The organism is Cronobacter sp. EKM101R (assembly GCF_963888145.1).
Classification (GTDB): domain Bacteria; phylum Pseudomonadota; class Gammaproteobacteria; order Enterobacterales; family Enterobacteriaceae; genus Cronobacter; species Cronobacter turicensis.
The window spans coordinates 22,385-40,808 of record NZ_CAWPHW010000012.1 but is presented as its reverse complement, the minus strand read 5'-3'; the positions used below and the strand labels follow the sequence as shown (position 1 = coordinate 40,808).

General features: G+C 52.4%; 20 protein-coding genes and 2 pseudogenes. 9 read left to right on the top strand and 13 right to left on the bottom strand.

Going from position 1 to position 18,424, the window contains the following annotated elements:
• The first annotated feature begins 33 nt into the window (after nucleotides 1-33).
• Entirely contained in the window at nucleotides 34-1,230 is a 1,197-nt protein-coding gene (locus AACV31_RS08795; RefSeq protein WP_165153670.1) for a DUF4303 domain-containing protein, read from the top strand.
• Between the two features lie 40 nt (nucleotides 1,231-1,270).
• On the opposite strand, the gene AACV31_RS08790 is transcribed toward AACV31_RS08795, so the two are convergent.
• The 3 genes from AACV31_RS08790 to AACV31_RS08780 all read right to left on the bottom strand — a co-directional run bounded on the left by AACV31_RS08790 (nucleotide 1,271) and on the right by AACV31_RS08780 (nucleotide 2,936).
• Nucleotides 1,271-1,444 (bottom strand): hypothetical protein, encoded by a 174-nt coding sequence (locus AACV31_RS08790; protein WP_007670864.1) that lies wholly within the window; start codon nucleotides 1,442-1,444, stop codon nucleotides 1,271-1,273.
• A 124-nt stretch (nucleotides 1,445-1,568) separates the two neighbouring features.
• Nucleotides 1,569-2,537, bottom strand: a complete 969-nt coding sequence (locus AACV31_RS08785) for a chemotaxis protein (protein ID WP_007760259.1) — start codon at nucleotides 2,535-2,537, stop codon at nucleotides 1,569-1,571.
• A 228-nt stretch (nucleotides 2,538-2,765) separates the two neighbouring features.
• The gene (locus tag AACV31_RS08780) at nucleotides 2,766-2,936 is read right to left on the bottom strand and encodes a hypothetical protein (protein ID WP_007760256.1); all 171 of its coding nucleotides are present in this window, start codon (nucleotides 2,934-2,936) and stop codon (nucleotides 2,766-2,768) included.
• A 147-nt stretch (nucleotides 2,937-3,083) separates the two neighbouring features.
• Here AACV31_RS08780 and AACV31_RS08775 point away from each other — a divergent pair, with 147 nt between their 5' ends.
• Nucleotides 3,084-3,320: a hypothetical protein gene (locus AACV31_RS08775; RefSeq protein WP_004385763.1), complete on the top strand. Its 237-nt coding sequence runs from the start codon at nucleotides 3,084-3,086 to the stop codon at nucleotides 3,318-3,320.
• A 136-nt stretch (nucleotides 3,321-3,456) separates the two neighbouring features.
• Here the strand turns inward: AACV31_RS08775 and ymcF are convergent, their stop codons facing one another.
• Nucleotides 3,457-3,681 carry a cold shock small protein YmcF gene (ymcF, locus tag AACV31_RS08770; RefSeq protein ID WP_015740951.1) on the bottom strand — a complete coding sequence of 75 codons (225 nt, stop codon included), beginning with the start codon at nucleotides 3,679-3,681 and terminating at the stop codon, nucleotides 3,457-3,459.
• Nucleotides 3,665-3,877: a transcription antiterminator/RNA stability regulator CspE gene (gene cspE / locus AACV31_RS08765; protein WP_007760255.1), complete on the bottom strand. Its 213-nt coding sequence runs from the start codon at nucleotides 3,875-3,877 to the stop codon at nucleotides 3,665-3,667. Before cspE ends, ymcF begins: the two co-directional genes overlap by 17 nt.
• A 542-nt stretch (nucleotides 3,878-4,419) precedes the next feature.
• Between cspE and AACV31_RS08760 the strand changes: the two genes are divergently transcribed.
• Nucleotides 4,420-5,073, top strand: coding sequence for an epoxyqueuosine reductase QueH (locus tag AACV31_RS08760; RefSeq protein ID WP_185155280.1), 654 nt, complete (start codon nucleotides 4,420-4,422; stop codon nucleotides 5,071-5,073).
• Between the two features lie 67 nt (nucleotides 5,074-5,140).
• On the opposite strand, the gene AACV31_RS08755 is transcribed toward AACV31_RS08760, so the two are convergent.
• Entirely contained in the window at nucleotides 5,141-5,614 is a 474-nt protein-coding gene (locus AACV31_RS08755; protein ID WP_165153668.1) for a hypothetical protein, read from the bottom strand.
• Nucleotides 5,615-5,854: 240 nt separating this feature from the next.
• Here AACV31_RS08755 and AACV31_RS08750 point away from each other — a divergent pair, with 240 nt between their 5' ends.
• The 3 genes from AACV31_RS08750 (at nucleotide 5,855) to AACV31_RS08740 (ending at nucleotide 9,489) form a co-directional block, all read left to right on the top strand.
• Nucleotides 5,855-6,028, top strand: coding sequence for a YnfU family zinc-binding protein (locus tag AACV31_RS08750; protein ID WP_007696555.1), 174 nt, complete (start codon nucleotides 5,855-5,857; stop codon nucleotides 6,026-6,028).
• A gap of 405 nt (nucleotides 6,029-6,433) precedes the next feature.
• Entirely contained in the window at nucleotides 6,434-7,972 is a 1,539-nt protein-coding gene (locus AACV31_RS08745; protein WP_105537419.1) for a methyl-accepting chemotaxis protein, read from the top strand.
• Nucleotides 7,973-8,550: 578 nt separating this feature from the next.
• Nucleotides 8,551-9,489, top strand: coding sequence for an IdsF (locus tag AACV31_RS08740; protein WP_255491225.1), 939 nt, complete (start codon nucleotides 8,551-8,553; stop codon nucleotides 9,487-9,489).
• A 212-nt stretch (nucleotides 9,490-9,701) separates the two neighbouring features.
• On the opposite strand, the gene AACV31_RS08735 is transcribed toward AACV31_RS08740, so the two are convergent.
• Nucleotides 9,702-10,436: a metallophosphoesterase family protein gene (locus AACV31_RS08735; protein WP_105537418.1), complete on the bottom strand. Its 735-nt coding sequence runs from the start codon at nucleotides 10,434-10,436 to the stop codon at nucleotides 9,702-9,704.
• 403 nt (nucleotides 10,437-10,839) lie between these two features.
• Here AACV31_RS08735 and AACV31_RS08730 point away from each other — a divergent pair, with 403 nt between their 5' ends.
• Both AACV31_RS08730 and AACV31_RS08725 read left to right on the top strand, forming a co-directional pair.
• Complete coding sequence (locus AACV31_RS08730; RefSeq protein WP_185155273.1) at nucleotides 10,840-11,112, top strand: hypothetical protein; 273 nt, start codon at nucleotides 10,840-10,842, stop codon at nucleotides 11,110-11,112.
• Nucleotides 11,113-11,114: 2 nt separating this feature from the next.
• Entirely contained in the window at nucleotides 11,115-11,582 is a 468-nt protein-coding gene (locus AACV31_RS08725) for a hypothetical protein (protein WP_165153666.1), read from the top strand.
• Between the two features lie 245 nt (nucleotides 11,583-11,827).
• Here the strand turns inward: AACV31_RS08725 and AACV31_RS08720 are convergent, their stop codons facing one another.
• The 3 genes and pseudogenes from AACV31_RS08720 to AACV31_RS08710 form a co-directional block, all read right to left on the bottom strand.
• A complete protein-coding gene (locus AACV31_RS08720; RefSeq protein ID WP_237653229.1) occupies nucleotides 11,828-12,235 on the bottom strand; it encodes a hypothetical protein in 408 nt (135 codons plus the stop codon).
• Between the two features lie 203 nt (nucleotides 12,236-12,438).
• Nucleotides 12,439-12,714: pseudogene (locus AACV31_RS08715) on the bottom strand (DUF4113 domain-containing protein); the annotation flags it as partial.
• A 220-nt stretch (nucleotides 12,715-12,934) separates the two neighbouring features.
• Complete coding sequence (locus AACV31_RS08710; RefSeq protein WP_165153664.1) at nucleotides 12,935-13,831, bottom strand: SDR family oxidoreductase; 897 nt, start codon at nucleotides 13,829-13,831, stop codon at nucleotides 12,935-12,937.
• A 99-nt stretch (nucleotides 13,832-13,930) separates the two neighbouring features.
• Here AACV31_RS08710 and AACV31_RS08705 point away from each other — a divergent pair, with 99 nt between their 5' ends.
• The gene (locus AACV31_RS08705) at nucleotides 13,931-14,770 is read left to right on the top strand and encodes a helix-turn-helix transcriptional regulator (RefSeq protein ID WP_165153662.1); all 840 of its coding nucleotides are present in this window, start codon (nucleotides 13,931-13,933) and stop codon (nucleotides 14,768-14,770) included.
• A gap of 416 nt (nucleotides 14,771-15,186) precedes the next feature.
• Here the strand turns inward: AACV31_RS08705 and AACV31_RS08700 are convergent.
• The 3 genes and pseudogenes from AACV31_RS08700 to AACV31_RS08690 form a co-directional block, all read right to left on the bottom strand.
• Nucleotides 15,187-15,354, bottom strand: a pseudogene (locus AACV31_RS08700) (NADP-dependent isocitrate dehydrogenase); the annotation flags it as partial.
• 380 nt (nucleotides 15,355-15,734) lie between these two features.
• Nucleotides 15,735-16,298, bottom strand: coding sequence for a DUF4376 domain-containing protein (locus AACV31_RS08695; RefSeq protein ID WP_165153660.1), 564 nt, complete (start codon nucleotides 16,296-16,298; stop codon nucleotides 15,735-15,737).
• Between the two features lie 8 nt (nucleotides 16,299-16,306).
• A complete protein-coding gene (locus tag AACV31_RS08690) occupies nucleotides 16,307-18,388 on the bottom strand; it encodes a prophage tail fiber N-terminal domain-containing protein (protein WP_165153658.1) in 2,082 nt (693 codons plus the stop codon).
• Nucleotides 18,389-18,424: the final 36 nt, after the last annotated feature.

Genomic DNA, 18,424 nt, shown 5'->3' with positions numbered 1-18,424 from the left:
CGTCAGGTTTTGCATCGCCCACAAGGAAAACGCATGGCACAACAGGCTTTCGACTGGCAGGCCCTTGAAGAGGCTGCCGTCACGATGATGGTCGCTGCGGTTCGCACCGTGCATCAACAGCACCCGCACGAGCGTCTTTACGGCGCCACCTTCCATGCTTTTTATGGCGACGGGTCCGTCCTGTACTGGCCCTGCATCGCGGTGGGGACTGAGGAAAGTCTCGCGCGGCGCGTGGCGGAATATCAGGCGCAGGGCGAGACTTCATCGTCAGAATCGCTAACCGAGAGCCTGCGCTGGTCTTCGGCAGATCTGCCTTACAACATCGAACCAGATGAGCTCGCTGAAAGTCTGGCGCAGAAGTGCGGAGATTTCGCAGCGCGCGACGGCACCTTTACGGTGTGGGAGAAAACTTACGACCACTTTATGCGCCGCTTCCCGAAGGCCGCTAAAAAGGCGCGTCAGCAACTCATCCGTGAAGGCGTGGTGGATAAGCATTTTATTATTATCGCCGAAGACGACGCCGGTGAGCTGGTCCCGCTGAGCCTCACCCGCGCGCAGCTGCTGCGTCATTTTCCGCAGTATGACGCCGACGAAAAAGAGCGCCGCCGTCTGACCGCCCTGCCCCTCGAAGCGCAGCTTCGCGAGCTGGTGCCACTGGCGCTCGGCGTCGTCCGGGGCACGCTGTATGAAGAGTATGACGAACTGCTGAAAGCTATCGGGCACCCTGCCGTGGCGCCGCTGGCGGCGGTAGTGCGCGGCGATGCGCCAGGCGAGCGCTGGAACGCCTGCAAACTTATCGCCGAAATTAACGACGCCACGGATGAGGCCATCACCGCGCTCTGCGGGCTGCTGGATGACAAGAACGCGGACAACAGCGACCGCAGCTGGGCCGCCTGCGCGCTGGCGAGACTTGGCAGGATGGACGCTATCGTCGCGCGGGTTCCGGGACTGGTAATGGATATTGCCGCCTGCGGGCTATCAGCCCCGTATCGCAGCTTTCGGGATGACGGGCGTTTTCTGCCGCTCGACTACCGCCCTCTCGAAGCGGCACTGGAAGCGCATCCGCAGCTTGAGGCCGCCGTGGCGCATGAGCTTCAGCCTGGGCGCGGATATTGTCGGGTTACGCCTGATGAAGTACCTGCCGCCCGCGCCGGGCTCGCCTCACGTTTTGCGCTGATTCGCAACCATGCGCAGGCGGTGCTGGAAGAGGCGGAAGATAAGCTTCGCTGACCCCTTGCGCCCATTAAAAAACCGCCTGTCGGCGGTTTTTTTATTTTGCGTCGTCTTCCGAGCGATACGGCCCTTTCTCGTCGTCATCGCTGTCGTCACGCTTGCGCGTCACTTCCCCTTCCGGGCCCGGCGTACCGCCCCCCTGCTCTTCAGCCTGTAAGCGAAAAGCCTGCTCTTTTTGCGATTCACCGAAGTATCCGAAACCAAAAAACATGATGACCTCCTGTATCCATCAGAGTTAACACATTAAGTGTAGCTGACCAGAAAGCCTTCGCAGGCGCGGTACGCTTACCGTCTGTCTGAAAAGCGCAGGCCCCGCCATAGCCGGAGCCTGGCCGTCAGCTCGCCGCTTTGTCGAGCACGCGCTGGATAGCGGCGGAAAGTTCGTTGATTTCAAACTTCGCCACGTAACCATCCGCACCGACTTTACGCACGTGATCTTCGTTGGCGCTGCCGGAGAGCGACGAGTGGATCACCACCGGAATTTTCTTCAGGTTGGCATCCATTTTAATGTTACGCGTCAGCGTAAAACCGTCCATCTCAGGCATTTCGAGGTCGGTCAGCACCATTGCGATTTTATCGGTAATTGACTGGCCTTCCGCCTGCGCTTCTTTCGCCATCAGCTTGATCTTTTCCCAGGCCTCAAGGCCCGTGGTATGCATAAGCGCCGGGATGCCCATGCTTTTAAGACCGTGCTCCAGCATCGAGCGCGCCACTTTGGAATCTTCCGCCACGATAGCAACCGCGCCGGGCTTCAGTTTGAAGCTGCGCTCCTGCATCACGGTATTCGGCTGACCGTCGCGCACCGACGGGATGATGTCATAAAGGATCTGTTCAACGTCCAGCACCAGCGCCAGCTCATTGCTCTGGTTGTCGCTGTCGAGGCGCGCGATGCTGGTGATGTTGCGTGAGCTGACGCCCGACTCCGCCGTATGCACCTGGCTCCAGTCGAGACGGATAATGTTTTCGACCGATTCCACGGCAAACGCCTGGGTGCTGCGCGCATATTCCGTCACCAGCAGCAGATTCAGCCCGGTCGTCGGTTTACAGCCTGCGACCGCCGGCAGATCGACGACAGGAATGATCTGTCCGCGGATGTTGGCCATGCCGAGCAGCGGCGCCTGCATGCCTGCGGCTTTAGTAATGGTCGGCATGGGCACGATTTCGCGCAGTTTGAAAACGTTAATACCATACAGCTCAGGTTTCTCCTCTTCACTCGCAGATCCCAGCCGGAAGAGAAGCAGTTCGAATTTGTTCGATAAAGCGAGATTCGCCCTCTCATCGATATCTTTCTGGAAGTTATCCATATTTACCTCAAAGGTACGCTTATGTGTGATGGCTCATGCGGCGAAGGGATAACGCGCTGGTGCCTGGTTTCAGGCACTCCTTGTGCCTGAATTTGGTTTAAATCGTTATCGGCAGGTTTTGGAAAAAGTAGAGGGGGGATGCGACAACAAAATTTCGGCAGGTAACAAAAAGGAGAGCGAGCGCAAAAAATGAAGCCGCCCGCAGGCGGCTAATAGCGTGCGTAAAAGTCAGGGCGCCTTGCGCCACGCGTCGTGCAGCGATTCCCGCCCGTGCGGCTCCTCTTTTTCAGGCAGGTCGTCTTCTTCCCACGGGTTTATCGTATTCGGCGCATCTTCGGGCAAGCCGTGATGCTCGTTATCGTCTGCAAGCGGTCTGTCGGGATGGCGATTGTCAGGCATTAAGCTTTCCTCATTTCCATGGGACAAAGAAAAAGTGTAGCCTGGCCTGCGAGCGCGGGACGCTTTTCTCGCCTCCCCCCTCGCCAACGACCGGTCAAGCGGCTAAAGTGAAACGTAGCGCCGACGCACTCACCAGAAGAGGTACAAATGACGGGCTCGATTGACGAAATTATTGAAAAACTCCAGACGCGCATCCTGGCGTATGAAATTCTGTTCCAGTCATTACTGGAAGAAGTGCCCGCCGTGCTGAAAGAACGGGTGGTTGATAATGCCCGCCACCATTTCGCAGGCCTTGAAGCGGGCGTCAACAGCGACCCGGAGCGGGCGCAAAAAATCACGGCAGCCCGCGCCGTGGTGGAACAACTGCTGGCCCGTAAGCACTGAGTTCAGAAAAAGGGTAACGCGGCGCTGAGGCGTCGCGTTTTTATTTACGCCTGCCCTGCGCTGTCTTGCTTTTATGCCGGAAAGAGAAAAAGAAAAAGCCCGCAAGCGGGCTTTTTTTACTGAATGGGGGTGTTTTTTAGCGGTGCGTATTCGTTTCCGAATGCATCATCGCATAACTGTCGTAACGTTCGGCCGCCGCGATCCCAACCAGCATGGCAGATTTACAAAATATACATTTTGCGCCGTGCGGATTTTTGTCGGTCACGTCGAAACGCGAAGTACGATACTGCGAGCCATGACACGCAGGACACTTGAAATGCAAACCTGCAGCGATCATGTTGTCTTTAAAGCGCCACCACATTCACGGCTGACGGGCCTTTAGCGCCGTTTTCAACCGAGAATTCAACCTGCTGGCCTTCGGTCAGCGTGCGAAAATTATCGCTCTGGATTGCGGAAAAGTGGACGAAAACATCTTTGCTGCCGTCCGTTGGTGCGATAAAACCAAAACCTTTATCCGCGTTAAACCATTTCACTGAACCATTCATTCTGTTAGCCATATTGTAATACCTTTATACTTGAGCCTTGCGGCGAAAAATGGTTTGCATGACAGAAATATTCAGTGCTTAAGAGGAAACTCAAAAGAAGAGATATCGAAGGATAACGTCTGGAGATGAGCACTACTGAAGTGGAGGACTCGTACCAACCACTGCACACGGGTTCTGCGTATCAAACCGAGGAGTTCATTAACGCACGCCCTGATTTTTTAAGCAAGCAATACTGCGCCTTTTACAAAACTATATATTTAGTAAAATGAAATGGTAACCGCTAGTTCATGCGCGCGTTTATTGCCAGCCTCATCTCAAAATAAATTCCCGGGCGCGTTTAAAAAGATAACCGTGTCGTTTATTCGTTTTAAAAAAATATATTTTCCACTGCCCTTTAAAGCGCGACGCTATTTTTTACGCTGCGTAATTTCATTACTCCCGGCCACCGCTGGCGCTTTCGTAACGGACGCCCGCGCTATAAACGGCGCGACGACGTGCGTCCTGCGCGAAATATTGTTAAGGTTTATCTGATGACAACACTGGACGAGGTAATAATGAACGCGTTTGTCAGGCCCACGCTTACGCTGCCGAATCAGGAACAAAAACTGCTACTGCACTCCTGCTGCGCCCCCTGTTCGGGTGAAGTGATGGAAGCGCTCCAGGCTTCCGGTATCGACTACACCATCTTTTTCTATAATCCCAATATTCATCCCCAGAAGGAATATCTGCTGCGCAAAGAGGAAAATATCCGCTTTGCAGAACAGCACGGCATTCCTTTTGTCGACGCCGATTACGACACCGATAACTGGTTCGAGCGCGCCAGAGGGATGGAGTGGGAGCCGGAGCGCGGCGTGCGCTGCACCATGTGCTTCGATATGCGCTTTGAGCGTACCGCGCTCTATGCGCATGAAAATGGCTTTAAGGTGATCAGCAGTTCGCTCGGTATTTCGCGCTGGAAAAACATGCAGCAAATTAACGACTGCGGGCAGCGTGCCGCCGCACCCTATGAAGGCATGGTGTACTGGGATTATAACTGGCGTAAACAGGGCGGCTCGGCGCGGATGATTGAAATCAGCAAGCGTGAGCGGTTTTATCAGCAGGAATATTGCGGCTGTGTGTATTCGCTGCGCGATTCTAACCTGCACCGAAAATCTCAGGGCCGACCGCTCATTAAGATAGGCACACTCTATTATGGTGATGAGTCATAACGGTAATAAAAACCTTAAGACGCTTCGCATCACGCCCAAAAAAGCCCGGCTACGCACCGGGCTTTTTTTAATCGCTACTGCAACTGCCGGAATCGCCGCCCGAGCCGCTGTCTGAACTACAGCTGTCGGAATAGCTGCTATGGTGGGACGCGTGCGAATGCGTTACCGTCGAGTCATACGATGAGTGGTTTGTGCCGGGGTGGTGCGAGGTGTCGGTATAATAACTGGTGTCGCCGCTGTGCCCGTGCGGCGCGGTAGTAAACAGCCAGATAACAGATTTTATGGCGTGCAGGATAACGGGAATACCCACCAGCGCCTGTGCGGCCCGCGTTACCCACACCCCGGCGGTGGTGATGATATCCGCCGTGAGGTAATCAATGAGCGGCGTGAACGCGATCGCCTGAAACACCGCCAGCCATAGCCCCAGCAGGAAAATGTACGCGATGACGCTGCGCCCGATAAAGACGACCAGTTGTTTTATACTCAACCGGTAACCCCAGCGTAAGGTGTTTCGCCAGTGCGTAAAGTAGCGGTTTTGCATCCCTGATCTCCTGTTTTTCTGCGCTCAGATTACCGCGCCGCCCGACGCTGTAAAACTACCAGAATCGTCATAACGCGGTGATATACGCAACACGGCGCCCCTTCATCGGGATGGCTTGCTGTTAGCCGCCTGATTTAGCCTGTATAAAAAACACGCCAATACCCAATTAAAAAATAAATGTCGGGCAATTGGCCGTGGATGTGTGTAAGGTGCTCTCTCCTCACATCAAAGAAGATACTTATGGCTATTCATAAAAGAAAATCGCAAGACAGTTACTTAAGCCGCGTTACCTGCCCGAAATGCAACGAAAAATCTGAACACAGCTCCGCCCGCGTCAACAAGAAAAAAACGCTCATCTGCCCCGCCTGCAACCATTTATTTGTATCCGCTCAAACCCCAGCGAATCAATACTAAGCTCTCTTTTCATATCCGGTTAAAAGCGCCGGTTATCTGGTGCTTTTAATACTGGTGTTCGTGATATTTCATTAGCTGACTAACACTACGCCCCCTCAGTAAACAGGGCCGGACATTCCTCCCCTCTTGAGGACCAAACATCGCTTCACAAGCCCATAAAAAACCCTTAACGATAAGCAAACCAGAAAACATTTTCTTAAAAAAATCGCCACTCTCTTAATATAATCATAGCCACACCGCCTGGTTTATTAACAACCCCAAACGTCACTCTGCATTTCTTTGCTTTTATTTACTTTTCTGGCGTCTAAAAGCCGATTTCATGCCGCCGATATACGCCTTGAATTATTTATATCGCATGATGGAGAGGCATCGTTGAGTATGAAAATGGATGTAAAAGAAATGACTATGACAGTTAGGCTTTTTTCATTTATAACACTGGGCGCGTTAATATTAATTTTTCTTGCCAGTTCATTATCTAATCTGTGGTCTTTAATGCGCAGTAACCAGGCGCTGGATGGCGTGGATAAAGAAATCCGCGTCGTGCTGTCAGTGGTGGACCCGATTAACCACAGCCGCACGGTCCGTGTGCGCCTGATGGAAGCCATGATTAATCATTCATTAGGCAAAAACTCACAGGCGCAAACTTCGCTGGAAGGCGCTAACGAATTTATGCAGCATGCGGTGAAGACCTTCGACACCTACATGGCGTCACCACGCGCGCCGGGCGAAGAAGAGATTTTAATCCCGTATCAGCAAACCTGGCAGAATTATCTCAACAACGGTTTACGTCCGATGATGGATGCCGCAATGAATAATGACGTTGAGCGATTTAATCAGCTTGCCAGCTTTACCGTGCCTGCGCTGGATTATCAGTTTGAAAACGAATTACTGAAATTACTCGCGTTCCGTGAAGATTACGCCCATAAGCTTAATCTGGACGCACAGGATCAATTTACCTTTAGCGTGACCCTGCTGGGCGGCTTTACCCTTATCTTTGTTTTGATCCTCATTGCAACGTTCATTCTGATCCAACGCCGTATTCTCAAGCCGTTAGACATCGCCCATACGCACTGTCAGAAAATGGCGGAAGGGGATTTACAGGATCCGATTATTTCTCATTCCGGGGATGAAATCGGCAAGATGCTCACCGCGCTTGAGCAAATGCGCCAGTCGCTGCGCGAAATCATCATTCAGGTTCGCGATTCCAGCGACAGCGTCGCCCTCGCGGCCGACGAAATCGCCGCTGGCAACATCGATCTCTCCGCCCGCACCGAAGAACAGGCCGCCTCACTGGGCGAAACTGCGGCCAGCATGGAGCAGCTGACGTCCACCGTGAAGCATACGTCTGAGAATACCCACAATGCGGATCAGCTCGCCGGCTCCATGCGTGATTCAGCGCAGGAAGGGAATCAGATAGTAGCAGAAGCCGTGGAATCCATGATGGAGATTGAATCGAGCGCCAGACGTATCGATTCCATTACCGGGATCATCGAGGGCATTGCCTTCCAGACCAATATTCTGGCGCTCAATGCGGCTGTAGAGGCGGCGCGCGCAGGCGAACAGGGCCGCGGATTTGCGGTGGTGGCGAGCGAAGTACGCAATCTGGCGCAGCGTTCCTCCGCTGCGGCGAAGGAGATCAAAGAGCTGATTGAGCAGTCCGGCACCCATATTTCGTCCGGCAGCGAAAAAGTGACCCGGGCGGGTGAAAGCATGAAAGCCATCATCAACTCTATTAATCAGGTGTCGGTGTTAATGTCTGAACTGGCGCTCTCCACCGGCGAGCAGAGCCGCGGCATTGAACAGATTAATATTGCGGTGACGCAGATGGATGCGGTAACGCAGCAGAACGCCGCGCTCGTTGAGGAGGCCTCCACCGCCGCGCTGTCGCTAAAAGAGCAGTCTCATTTGCTTAAGCAAACGGTGGACATCTTTAAAGTTAACTGACAGAGAGAAATGGGTTTAGGGGACTGGAACATACAGTGCCGCGGCATCGCCGTTAGCATGTTCCTCCCGCCACAGCCGGGTAACGGGATGTACCCGGCTGGTTTATTCTTTCAGCTGAGCGGCGCATTCCTCCAGGGATTAACAGCCGCTTCATCGTCACTTAAGATGAATGTCATCAGCAGCATCGCATCCTGTTGGGGCTATATTCATCCGCAACAGGAAATATTTACCGGCCCATGATTAAGGAAGATCGCATGTCTGATGATTTATCGAGAATGGTACCGTGAAAATCTGCCGGGCTGGTTAGAAGAAACGGTCATTATGGTGTGAGTGATTACGTATCCGCCTGCATCGCTTTCACTCTCCACCCGCGAAAGGCTGCCCTTTGCTGACATTGAGATCTGGTGGTCTGTCGCATCCGCAACAGCATGTTTCATTAAGACGAATTACGTTAGAATCGCTGCCTGAAACCGAAGCGCGTTGACGGGGTTGATGCGCAACGTGAAGGCACCGGTAAACGAACCCACCATGTTGCAACGTGGATATAAGCAACAAGGCTGAAAAGGAATGTATTATTCATGGCAGAGCTGAGCAAGAAAAATAAACCTGGCGGAGACCTGCTCCGTAGTCTTATTGTCAGTGCGATTTTTCTGACAACGTTTTCCGCTAAGGCGCAAGACGTGCCTCATGTGAAATATCTTTTCTCGTTCAAATCCAGTAAAAGCACCTGCCTTTTGCGGGCTAATGATCTGCCCGCGTTTGACAATACCACGGACGATGACGGCACGATCGCCGCGGGCTTTAATATGACCGCCTTTCTGGAAAACGGTAATAACGATATTGAGTTATTAATGGGGCCGCAGGATGTGAAACAACCGCAGACGCTGTGGGCTGACTCCGCATGCCAGGTGACCATCACCGGTGACACCACTGACAACAGCATTAAACTGGCCGACTACAGCCTGACGGTGAATGATAAAAAAGAGATAAGCGCGGCCAATACGGTTATTTATGCGACCGGTACGAAGACGTTTGAAGGTTACACCCCATCAGATGATGATTACGGGTTATATAAAATGAAGGGTGTCATTACACTTGACCGTCTGCCTGAGTGGTCATGGGTGAATGCGACGCCGGTAACGGAGAACGATCTGCCGAAAATTCGTAAGGCTTATGAAGATATCTGGATGCAGATAAAACGCCGCGATGTGAAAGGCCTGAAACGCACAGCGAAAATTTCGAATGAAGAGATGGCTCAGGCGGAAGGCACCACGCCGGATATGATTTTCCTTTCCACTGATTTTCCACAACATGTGAGTGACCCACAGCTGACCCCGGTGGACATTGAATGGCAAGACTATCGCCTGATGCGTTATCGCGGTGGGCGTCTTTTCCGACTGGCTGCCGGATTCTTCCAGAATTCTCCGCTGATGTTTAAAAATAGCGAAGGGGAAGTGGTCTTCGTGTACAACCCTTATTTTTCCATTATCGATGGTAATGTCGTTTTGGTTCGCTAACCGTCAGGCTGAACGAGAAACGTCATGGACGATGATTATCATTTTGCCCGCCTGATGATAATTATCGTCCCGCCTTTATGCGTTCACGCCCCTTTTGCGCACAAAGCGGACTGTTATTGCAGCAATTCGCGGGTCTCACCCACCGCTAAATAGTCCAGCACCTTAGCGCCGCTCTTACTGCCCCCATCAGGGCATGCGAATAATCTCTATACTCACATTTTTCCGATTCTTAACGCATTCACCCAGTCCGGGCGATCGTTTTCCAGCGCGTGTCGGGCAGCCTTTTCCCAGTCGTAAACGACCTTGCGGAAATTCACCGTCCATTGATTAGCCCGCTTTTCCAGGATCGCATAGCGGGCATGCGGTGAACCCGCTTCCATTTTATGAAAGAAAGGATGCTCGTCATCATACGCCTGTAAACCAACGCTCCCCGGATTTACAATCAGGCACGTTGAAGAAATCTCAACACTGCGGGGAATATGCGTGTGGCCACAGAGAATAAGAGAGGCGTTATGATGCTTAATATGTTCATAAATCCTTGCATGAGAAGATTCCCGAACGCCTGACGCCGTCACTTCTTCAAGGAGATATTCCTTGTCATTACCTGGCGTTCCATGGACCAACAGAATGTCGTTATGCAGGGTCAGCCCGGCTGGCATTTTGCGCAGCCATTCCAGGTGTTCTGGCGAGAGATGGCGGTACGCGTGGCGGTCCGATAACCCCATTTTCTCAGGCGTAGTTTCAAGCAGCTGCCGTTCATGGTTCCCTCTGATAGTGGGAAAATTGAGCGGTAAAAGTCTGTCAGCCGTTTCTGCGGGGAATAACCCGCCGGAGAGGATATCGCCAAGGTTGACAATAACGTCGACATTATGTTTTTCAATATCCTCCAGCACCGCCTCCAGCGCCAGTAGGTTACCGTGAATATCCGAAATAGCCGCGAGCTTCATAATAAGTTCCTTCTGAGAGTATTCTTCGCTCTGTCCCGTACAGAACGTTTACGCCCGGCGGCGCTGTACTGGCGCAAACATAATGCCTTCTTTTATTGACGCCGTCTGCGTTTAACCATACTCCCGACGCACCTGATTATCTCTGTATTTTTGCCGGGACGCCCTCCCCGACTACCCTTATTTAAAGCAGAAATCCTGTGTTTTACTGGCACAGGATTTTCTTATATTAAATGACCCGATGCGTCACCACTGGCGTGCTCTGCACAGGACGCAACCTGCCAGGCAAGTCGGGGCAGGAATTCAGCTGTGTTCCGTCACAAAAGCAACGATATAAAGTGCTTAATATGTGACTACGCTAAGTAAAGCGTCCCACGTGCTTGAAAGGGAATCTTGTATAAACGCAATGCTGCTTGAACCGATGCAACTTTCGCGTTTAGGAAATGGCCTCATCGTGCTTTCAATTGCTATTTCTGTTTACGAGATCTATAACGCAGACGATAAAATTTCGGAGTCAGGAAGGCAACTGGCCATAAACAGTGCGGGTATTGCTGGTGCAGCCGCAGGTGGAGCGATGGCGGGATTGATGTGTGGGCCTGGCGCTCCTGCATGTGTACTTACAGGCGCCTTCGTTGGTGGTGCACTTGCTGCCTGGGAAATGGATCGTTTATGGAATTGATTATGCAACAGGTTAATTCAGTATCGCTAATGAAAGTTCGGGAAGCGACCGATTTATCACAGGCTCATTCTGTACTATTACTCAATGGAAATATCACAGGTATTATTGTACATGGGGAGATACTTGAAGCATCTGTTCAGATCAATGAACAGCGTTATGTTCTTTTTCTGACTGACGACGTTATCTTCGAAGAATCGCTAACTATCGCTCTCATTGATCTTTATGAGGGTATCAAAGAGATTGTTTCTGTGGGCAATGAGTACTCCACAGGAATTTTTGAGGCGTTATCTATTACAGCAAATCGTATCAACTTCAGATTTATGGGTGATTATCTCTGGACTGTCACAGTATCCGATACACCACGGTTAAGGCTCCCTTTCTTATCAGATCCGAGAGGGGTAAAACGTGACGCTGCATTCAAAAAATACATGGATATTTCGGCTACTACTGTGTCTGAAAAATCTCGTTAAGCTTGTTTTGCGAACCATGGGGGAGTGACACAAGCTTCGCGCGGCTTCGCCCCTGTGCTCAGTGCGTCAGTCAAACGAGCTGGATAACAAATACGTTAACCTTGATGGTAGCCCTCTTTCCAGACAGCGCGGGATGCCGAGAGATCTGTAGAATGTCGATACCTTCCGCTACGTGCCAGAAGCGGATCTTTCTAGGGCTATTGTGTGTCAAAAAATTGAGCACAGGTCGCATCAGCACATCATATCTATAAGTCTATTTCTCCATCTGCAATATAAATCACGCCTTTCACTTCATTTGGCAATGTTTCATATTTCAATGGCGTTTTGGGTTTCGAAATTAATTTATATCCACCTTGTTCATAGTCGTAGCTGAACAACCCTTTACTTGACATCTCAACAAATGAGCGCAGATAGCAAGATCGTTGATTTTCATCAGAAAATGCAGGCAGATTGCCTTCTATCACATAGACCTCTGACAAAGGTTCCAGTGAGTAAATATAATCAAGAATAAAATTATAGTCCTCGACAGATGCTTTGATCCTTTCAGGAACCGGCCCCAGGCCTGCTGTTGCAAAATGCGCCAAGTACCCTTCCTGGCTGGATAAAAACCAGTCCAGATCATATTCTAAAAAGTCATCGTCCATTTCCGTCATTTTTTAACACCAAATATCTTTGTACATTTCTCACAACGTAGAATCACATCGCCATTACCTGAGCGGATGCGATGACCTATCACCTATCCCCGGTTGATTATCACATGCCAGTGTTAGTCCTGCATCTGATACACAATGGATTAAAGGACCGCTTTTCGCTCAAAGCGGACGTTTGGTCGTATTAATTCTTTAGCAGATCACTTTTACCATGACCGCACGGTCGGTACATCAGCCAGTAGCGTCGTATAACACGGCGACAGCATCTCACGCTTCATTTGCCATGCCTGTTGGATGCCCTGCCCTGCAAAATACAGAGTTCCCCGCCCCTGCTGGTTGAGTTTGTCCATCAGTGACATCAGCGCCTCGCTGTTCACGCGCGGCGCGTTCTCGTCAAACCGCGCCACGCCCTGTCTGAATAAGTCACCCATCATAACGCCCGCCATCTGGTATCGGTGGCCGTCACGCCATACGGCATCCAGATATCACATTGTTCCTGACTGTGCGGAAATCAGAGACACTTGTATGGTGTTGATAATATCTGTTCTGTGCCAGAAACGGGCGTGTCGGCGCCGCCGTAATAACAGGCTTTGCCTATAGATGTCGGTTTTAACCGGCCATCATTCACTCACTTGCCTGTCCATGCAGCGATGCGCAATCGTCAGGGACGCGTAAGGCGAAAGCCGCTACCCGGCGCTGGGTCTAAGGCTGGCCTGAGAAACTCATTCTGCTCAGATCATCAATAAGCCCCGGTCCTTTGGGCTGCCAGTCGAGCTGCTGGCGTGTCCATGCACCGCTGGCACGCATATCCATCATTGTGAAAGCGGCGAACCAGCCGAAATGCTCTGCGGCCTGTTCTGATGTCAGCGAAACAGCAGGGATATCCAGGCCTGTCGCCACGGTTTGCGCAATCAGCCATGAGGCAATGCTTTCCTCCGCTACCGCATGATACCGTTCGCCACGTTCGCCTTGCTCAAGCACTTTTACATACAGCCCGGCCACGTCATCCACGTGTGCCGCACACCAGGCGTTTTTACCTTCGCCAATGTAAGCTGCCGCACCTTTTTCTCTGGCAAGAGAGATGTAATAGCTGATTAACCCCTGGCGTTCGGTGTTGTGAACCTGGGGCAAACGCACAACGCGTACATCAATCCCGGATTCCAGTAGCTGAGAACCCTCCAGCTCAGAGGCTACACGTGGGTTAGGATGTGCCGGGTTGAAATTCTGCTCCAGAGCGGGCTGGCCGCTGCCGTCATCACCCATCCCGGTGCCGGAGGTGATAAGCAGCGGGCGCTGGCTGCCCTGCAACACAGAGCCAATAGTGCCAATCACTCGGCGATCTTTTTCGCAATTTTCCACAAAACGGGTGAAATCATGATCGAAGGCGGTGTGGATCACGGCATCGCACAGGTCGATGCCTGCAACCCACGCCCGGGGATCTTCCAGAGTTCCGCGCTGGGCAGTAACGCCCTTATCGGCTAACTGCCGGGCTGCTTCTTCTGAACGCACAAGCCCAGTCACCTGATGGCCGCGTGCCAGAAGGGCTGATACTACACGTGAGCCGATAAAACCCGTCGCACCCGTTACAAAAATACGCATAGTCTGTCTCCTGAGTAATTTACTGCAACAGCGTAAGCACGGATCTTTTACTATTAAAGTAGTGACGTTATCAGTGTATAAACACTAACAGGCTAATTTATGACTCTGCTTTCTGAAAATCCTCTGGGTGATTTTTTAAGGGCTCGCCGTCTGGGACTTGACCCGGCTTCGTTTGGTTTTTTGCCCGGCCGCCGCCGTACGCCGGGCCTGCGCCGCGAAGAGGTGGCTCAGCTCGCCAATATCAGCCCGACCTGGTATACCTGGCTTGAGCAGGGCCGCGGGGGAGCCCCCTCGCGCGAGGTGCTGAACCGCATTGCTGACGGGCTGCGGCTTACATCTCCCGAACGCGATCATCTGTTTATTCTTGCGTTTGGCCATCCGCCGGAAAGCCGGGTAAGTCCGTCCGGCAGCATAACCCCACGGCTGCAACGCGTGCTGGAAAGCCTGACGATTCCGGCGATTATCAAAACCGCCATCTGGGATGTAGTGGCCTGGAATCACCCGGCGGCGGTTGTGCTGAAGGACTACGCACTGTTGCCGCCCGCGCGGCGAAATATTCTGCGCCTGCTGTTTACCGACCCGGAGGCCCTGGAGATGCAGCACGACTGGGAGGGCCTGGCCCGGCTCATCGTCAATGCCTTTCGGGCGGATGCCGCGCGCCTTGGTGCGTCAGAGGAAATCGCTCAGCTGGTTGAGGAGCTATCCGCTCAAAGCTCTGACTTCGCCCGCCTGTGGCGTAACAACGATGTTGCCGGGCATGGGGAAGGGTTAAAAATGCTACATCACCCGCAAATCGGGACAATTGCGCTGGAGTTTTGCACCTTTTCTGTCGAAGGGAGGCCGGATCTGACAATGATGCTCTTCAATCCAGCAACCGATGAAAGCAGGATGAAAATAGAGCGTTGGATTACCCAAAACCGGGCCCAGCGCGAATGCTGAGTCAAACTTTCTTCAGTTTGCCATGATTAAAACGTCCGCTTCTTGCTCAAAGCGGACGTAAATCGCATTACATCCTGAAGAGATCGCTTTTAACATGCCTGCGTGAGCGGCACATTATCCAGCCGTGATGTGTAACACGGCAAAAGCATCTCCCGCTTCATTTGTACAACGACTGAATGCCCTGCCCTACAAATAAAGCGCTTCCCGGCCCTGCCGGTTGAATTCGTCCATCAGTGGCATCAGCGCCTCGCTGTTTACTCACGGCGCGTTTTTGGTTCCTGCCGTCTCAAGCATCCTGGCGATGCGCTGCCCGCTTCCCAGAAAAACGATTCACAGGCAAGGTGGTGAGAGAGCGTTTTCAGGCAAAAAAAACGGGAGCCCTTCGGCTCCCGTCCTTATGTAACCCATAAAATAGATTACATGTTCGCGATGATAGCGTCGCCAAACTCTGAGCATTTCAGCAGCTTAGCGCCTTCCATCAGGCGTTCGAAGTCATAGGTCACGGTCTTGTTGTTGATAGCGCCTTCCATACCTTTCACGATAAGGTCAGCCGCTTCGAACCATTCCATATGACGTAACAGTATATAATCTAAAACGTGTTAATCCACTGATATGTATGGTAAAAACACTCATAAAACATACAAAATTCAGCATAAACAGGCCTTATAATTATCTCTACATTACATAGAGTTATCAGTAGTTTTGGGGAAGGATTTTAAAGTCAAAAAGTCCTGACCGAAGCCATAGCCAGGAAATTTTTCATTTGCAGGTATAGACTATCGCGCCACCGCGAAACCCGCAGCCCCAATCAGCGCTGCAACCGCCAGTATGCTCCCTGCAATATTTGCTGCTCTCGGCGTCATACGCCCTACTATTTTAAATCTGCCGCAAACAAGAAGCCCCAGCTGTTACAGCAGCTGGGGCTTCGTTTTCCAGGCACAAAAAAACCGCTCATGGCGGCCTGTTACTCAACGCTAAATGCTCTTATCGCGTTCAAATCCTCCAGCCCTGCAAGATGGTCTTTCATGTCGCGCTGTCGCCGATAAATATCGGCGTTACGCTCCATCTGTACCTGCGCCATTGCTGTGGCCAGATCCTGCAATTGTACAATCGTCAGACTCACCACGCGGTTGGAAGCATCGCCCCAACCCAGTGTTTCCCCTGACGCCCCCTCTTTCGCCGCCATCGCCGCGGGTACGATGCGCGCCAGTGAATCCGGCCCGCCGTTCCACACGCGTCCGCCCCATTCAAACGTGAATGGCTGCGCTTCCTGTTTTGCGCGCCATGCCTCAATTTCGCGGCGTTTTTCATCACGTGCGGCTTCTGTCATTTCCGACGTAACGCTAAACGGTGCTGGCTCTCCCCATTTTCCGCTTTGTAACTCCCTCCAGATTTGCTGTCCGGTTGCCTCAGTATCATCAGCACCGGCTGTAAAGGGTACCGGCTGCGCCAGACCGTCAAAAAAGACCTCACAGTCGATATTCCCGTTCTCCAGATAACGCGGATTTTTAATCAAACGTATTTTCATTCTGCGCCTCATGCCACTCGCATAAACAGACCTATCAGACTGCTGGCTTTGCTTACCGTGCTTGAATCTGAGCCTGATAATGCAATGAATGCCCCGACCTGCGGGTTTTTAACTGGTGACATAACAGTAATCTGAGGAGTGGATACCCACGGGCCTGCGCTGTTGTACCCGCCGGTAAGGGTGACAGGAGACAGTCTGGACCCACTGACCATCCGGCCGCGCCACAGTTTCCGTTGGGTATCCTCATCGCTCTCCCCGCAATAAGCTGCCAGCATCAGGCCGCCGACTCCCGGGCTACCGTAACTGTTTCCGGTTGTTGAATACAGGGCACTTATCTTGTCTGCAACATCTTCCCAGAGGGGGATGAGCGCATTGCCGTTGTCTGTTATGTGACATTTTTTAAAATAGACCCCGTTCCGGAAATACAGAATCCACTCCGTAGGAGAAGGAGATATTATTTCAATTTCTCCGGATACTGCCTCTGTGGTAATGAAGAACGCGGGGGCTTCCACGGCGTAGCGACCAGGGCCAGAATTTTTAACCCACTGGATAAAAACTTCCTGGTCCATGCTTAAAAGCACTTTTTCCGCTGCTGAAAACGCATGTCCATAACCAAATGCGCCGGGAAGCGCCACCCGCCCTTCTGTACGGTCGTAAATATCCTGCTGCACATCTTTTGTGCCCGCACTTTTTACACCGAGGTATGACAGTACGTCGCTGCGCGAGTTTTGCATGATGAGTTCGCGGCCCGTCGCAGTTAAATTAGCCAGCGCCATCACGTTTCTGTCACTGAAATAGGGCAGTTTGTCCGGCGAGGATGCCAGTCCGGATAAGGACGACAGCACATCACTTAACGGCTGCTTACCCGCGAGCGCCTTCGTCACTGTCGTTGCAAAGTTCGGGTCATTACCCAGCGCTGCCGCCAGTTCATTCAGCGTGTCCAGCGCCTCCGGTGAAGAGCCAACCAGTGCCGAAATAAGAGTTCGTACAAACGCAGCGTTTGCTATCTCATTCCCTGTAGCGCCGTCAGGTGGAGTTGGAGTGGTGGGCGTGCCGCTCAGTGCAGGACTTTCCAGTGGGGCTTTTGTCTGAACCGCATCCATCACAGCCCTGACAGCTTTGGGGGTGGCCGCCAGTGATTCGCTTTCGCTGTCTGTGGCACTGCTTAACTGCACCAGTCCCTTTTCTGTCAGGGAAGCATTTGTGTCATTCAGGCCGTTAACAATTTGTTGGGCACTGTCACGGTATCCCCGTGAGGCCTGTGCGCTTTGTTCTGCTGCATTCTGGCTGGCCAGCGCCGATGCCTCACTCACAGCCGCATTGTCAGCGCTCTGTTTTGCCCGACTGGCCTGAGCCGCTGCCTGATTGCCGGAACGCAGGGCATCCTCCGCAGATTGCTGAGCGTTGCCTGCCGCCACTAAAGCTGAGCCTGAGGAGCGGCGAGCCTCTTCTGCGGCCTGTAACGCGTCGGAGCGGGAGGACGTCACCGCCTTCAGCGCGTCTGCCATCTCCGCATCGATATCGCTTTTTGCCTGCGCTGCGGCTGTCGCCGAGGCTGCCGCCGCAGTTGCGCTACCTGCGGCGCTGGCGGCGCTGTTTGCCGCCTCAGTAGCGTTACCGGCTGATGACCGGGCGCTCTGCTGCGCAGCGGCAGCAGATTGCTCTGCGTCGTTTCGCGCCGACGTGGCCGCATTCGCACTCTGCCCGGCGCTGCTGGCACTTCCTGCCGCCTCTGCGGCACTGGCCTGCGTGGCCGCGAGTAGTTCTTCAAACCGCTTTACAACATCGGGTTTTAAATCGCTCTCACCCGGCGCGATAAGAAAATCGTTCAGCGTGCCGGGTTTTGAATCCTCATCAACAAGAATATCACCGACGCAATATTCGTCCTCGCACCAGCATCGGCGGAGATACACACAATATCTTCCAATTTGTGCATTAAATGCATATTCCCCATTCTCTCCCGCAATAACATCAGCGGTAGTACGCATAATGACTTCTGAGGTGTTCACGCGAGCTTTAAGGATGATATGGCAGCCAGCCATAGCCTCGCCAGCCCCGTTAACGAGCTTTCCTGAAATGAGTACTGACATGAGTTAATCCCGGACAAAATTCCCGCCACAGGCAGG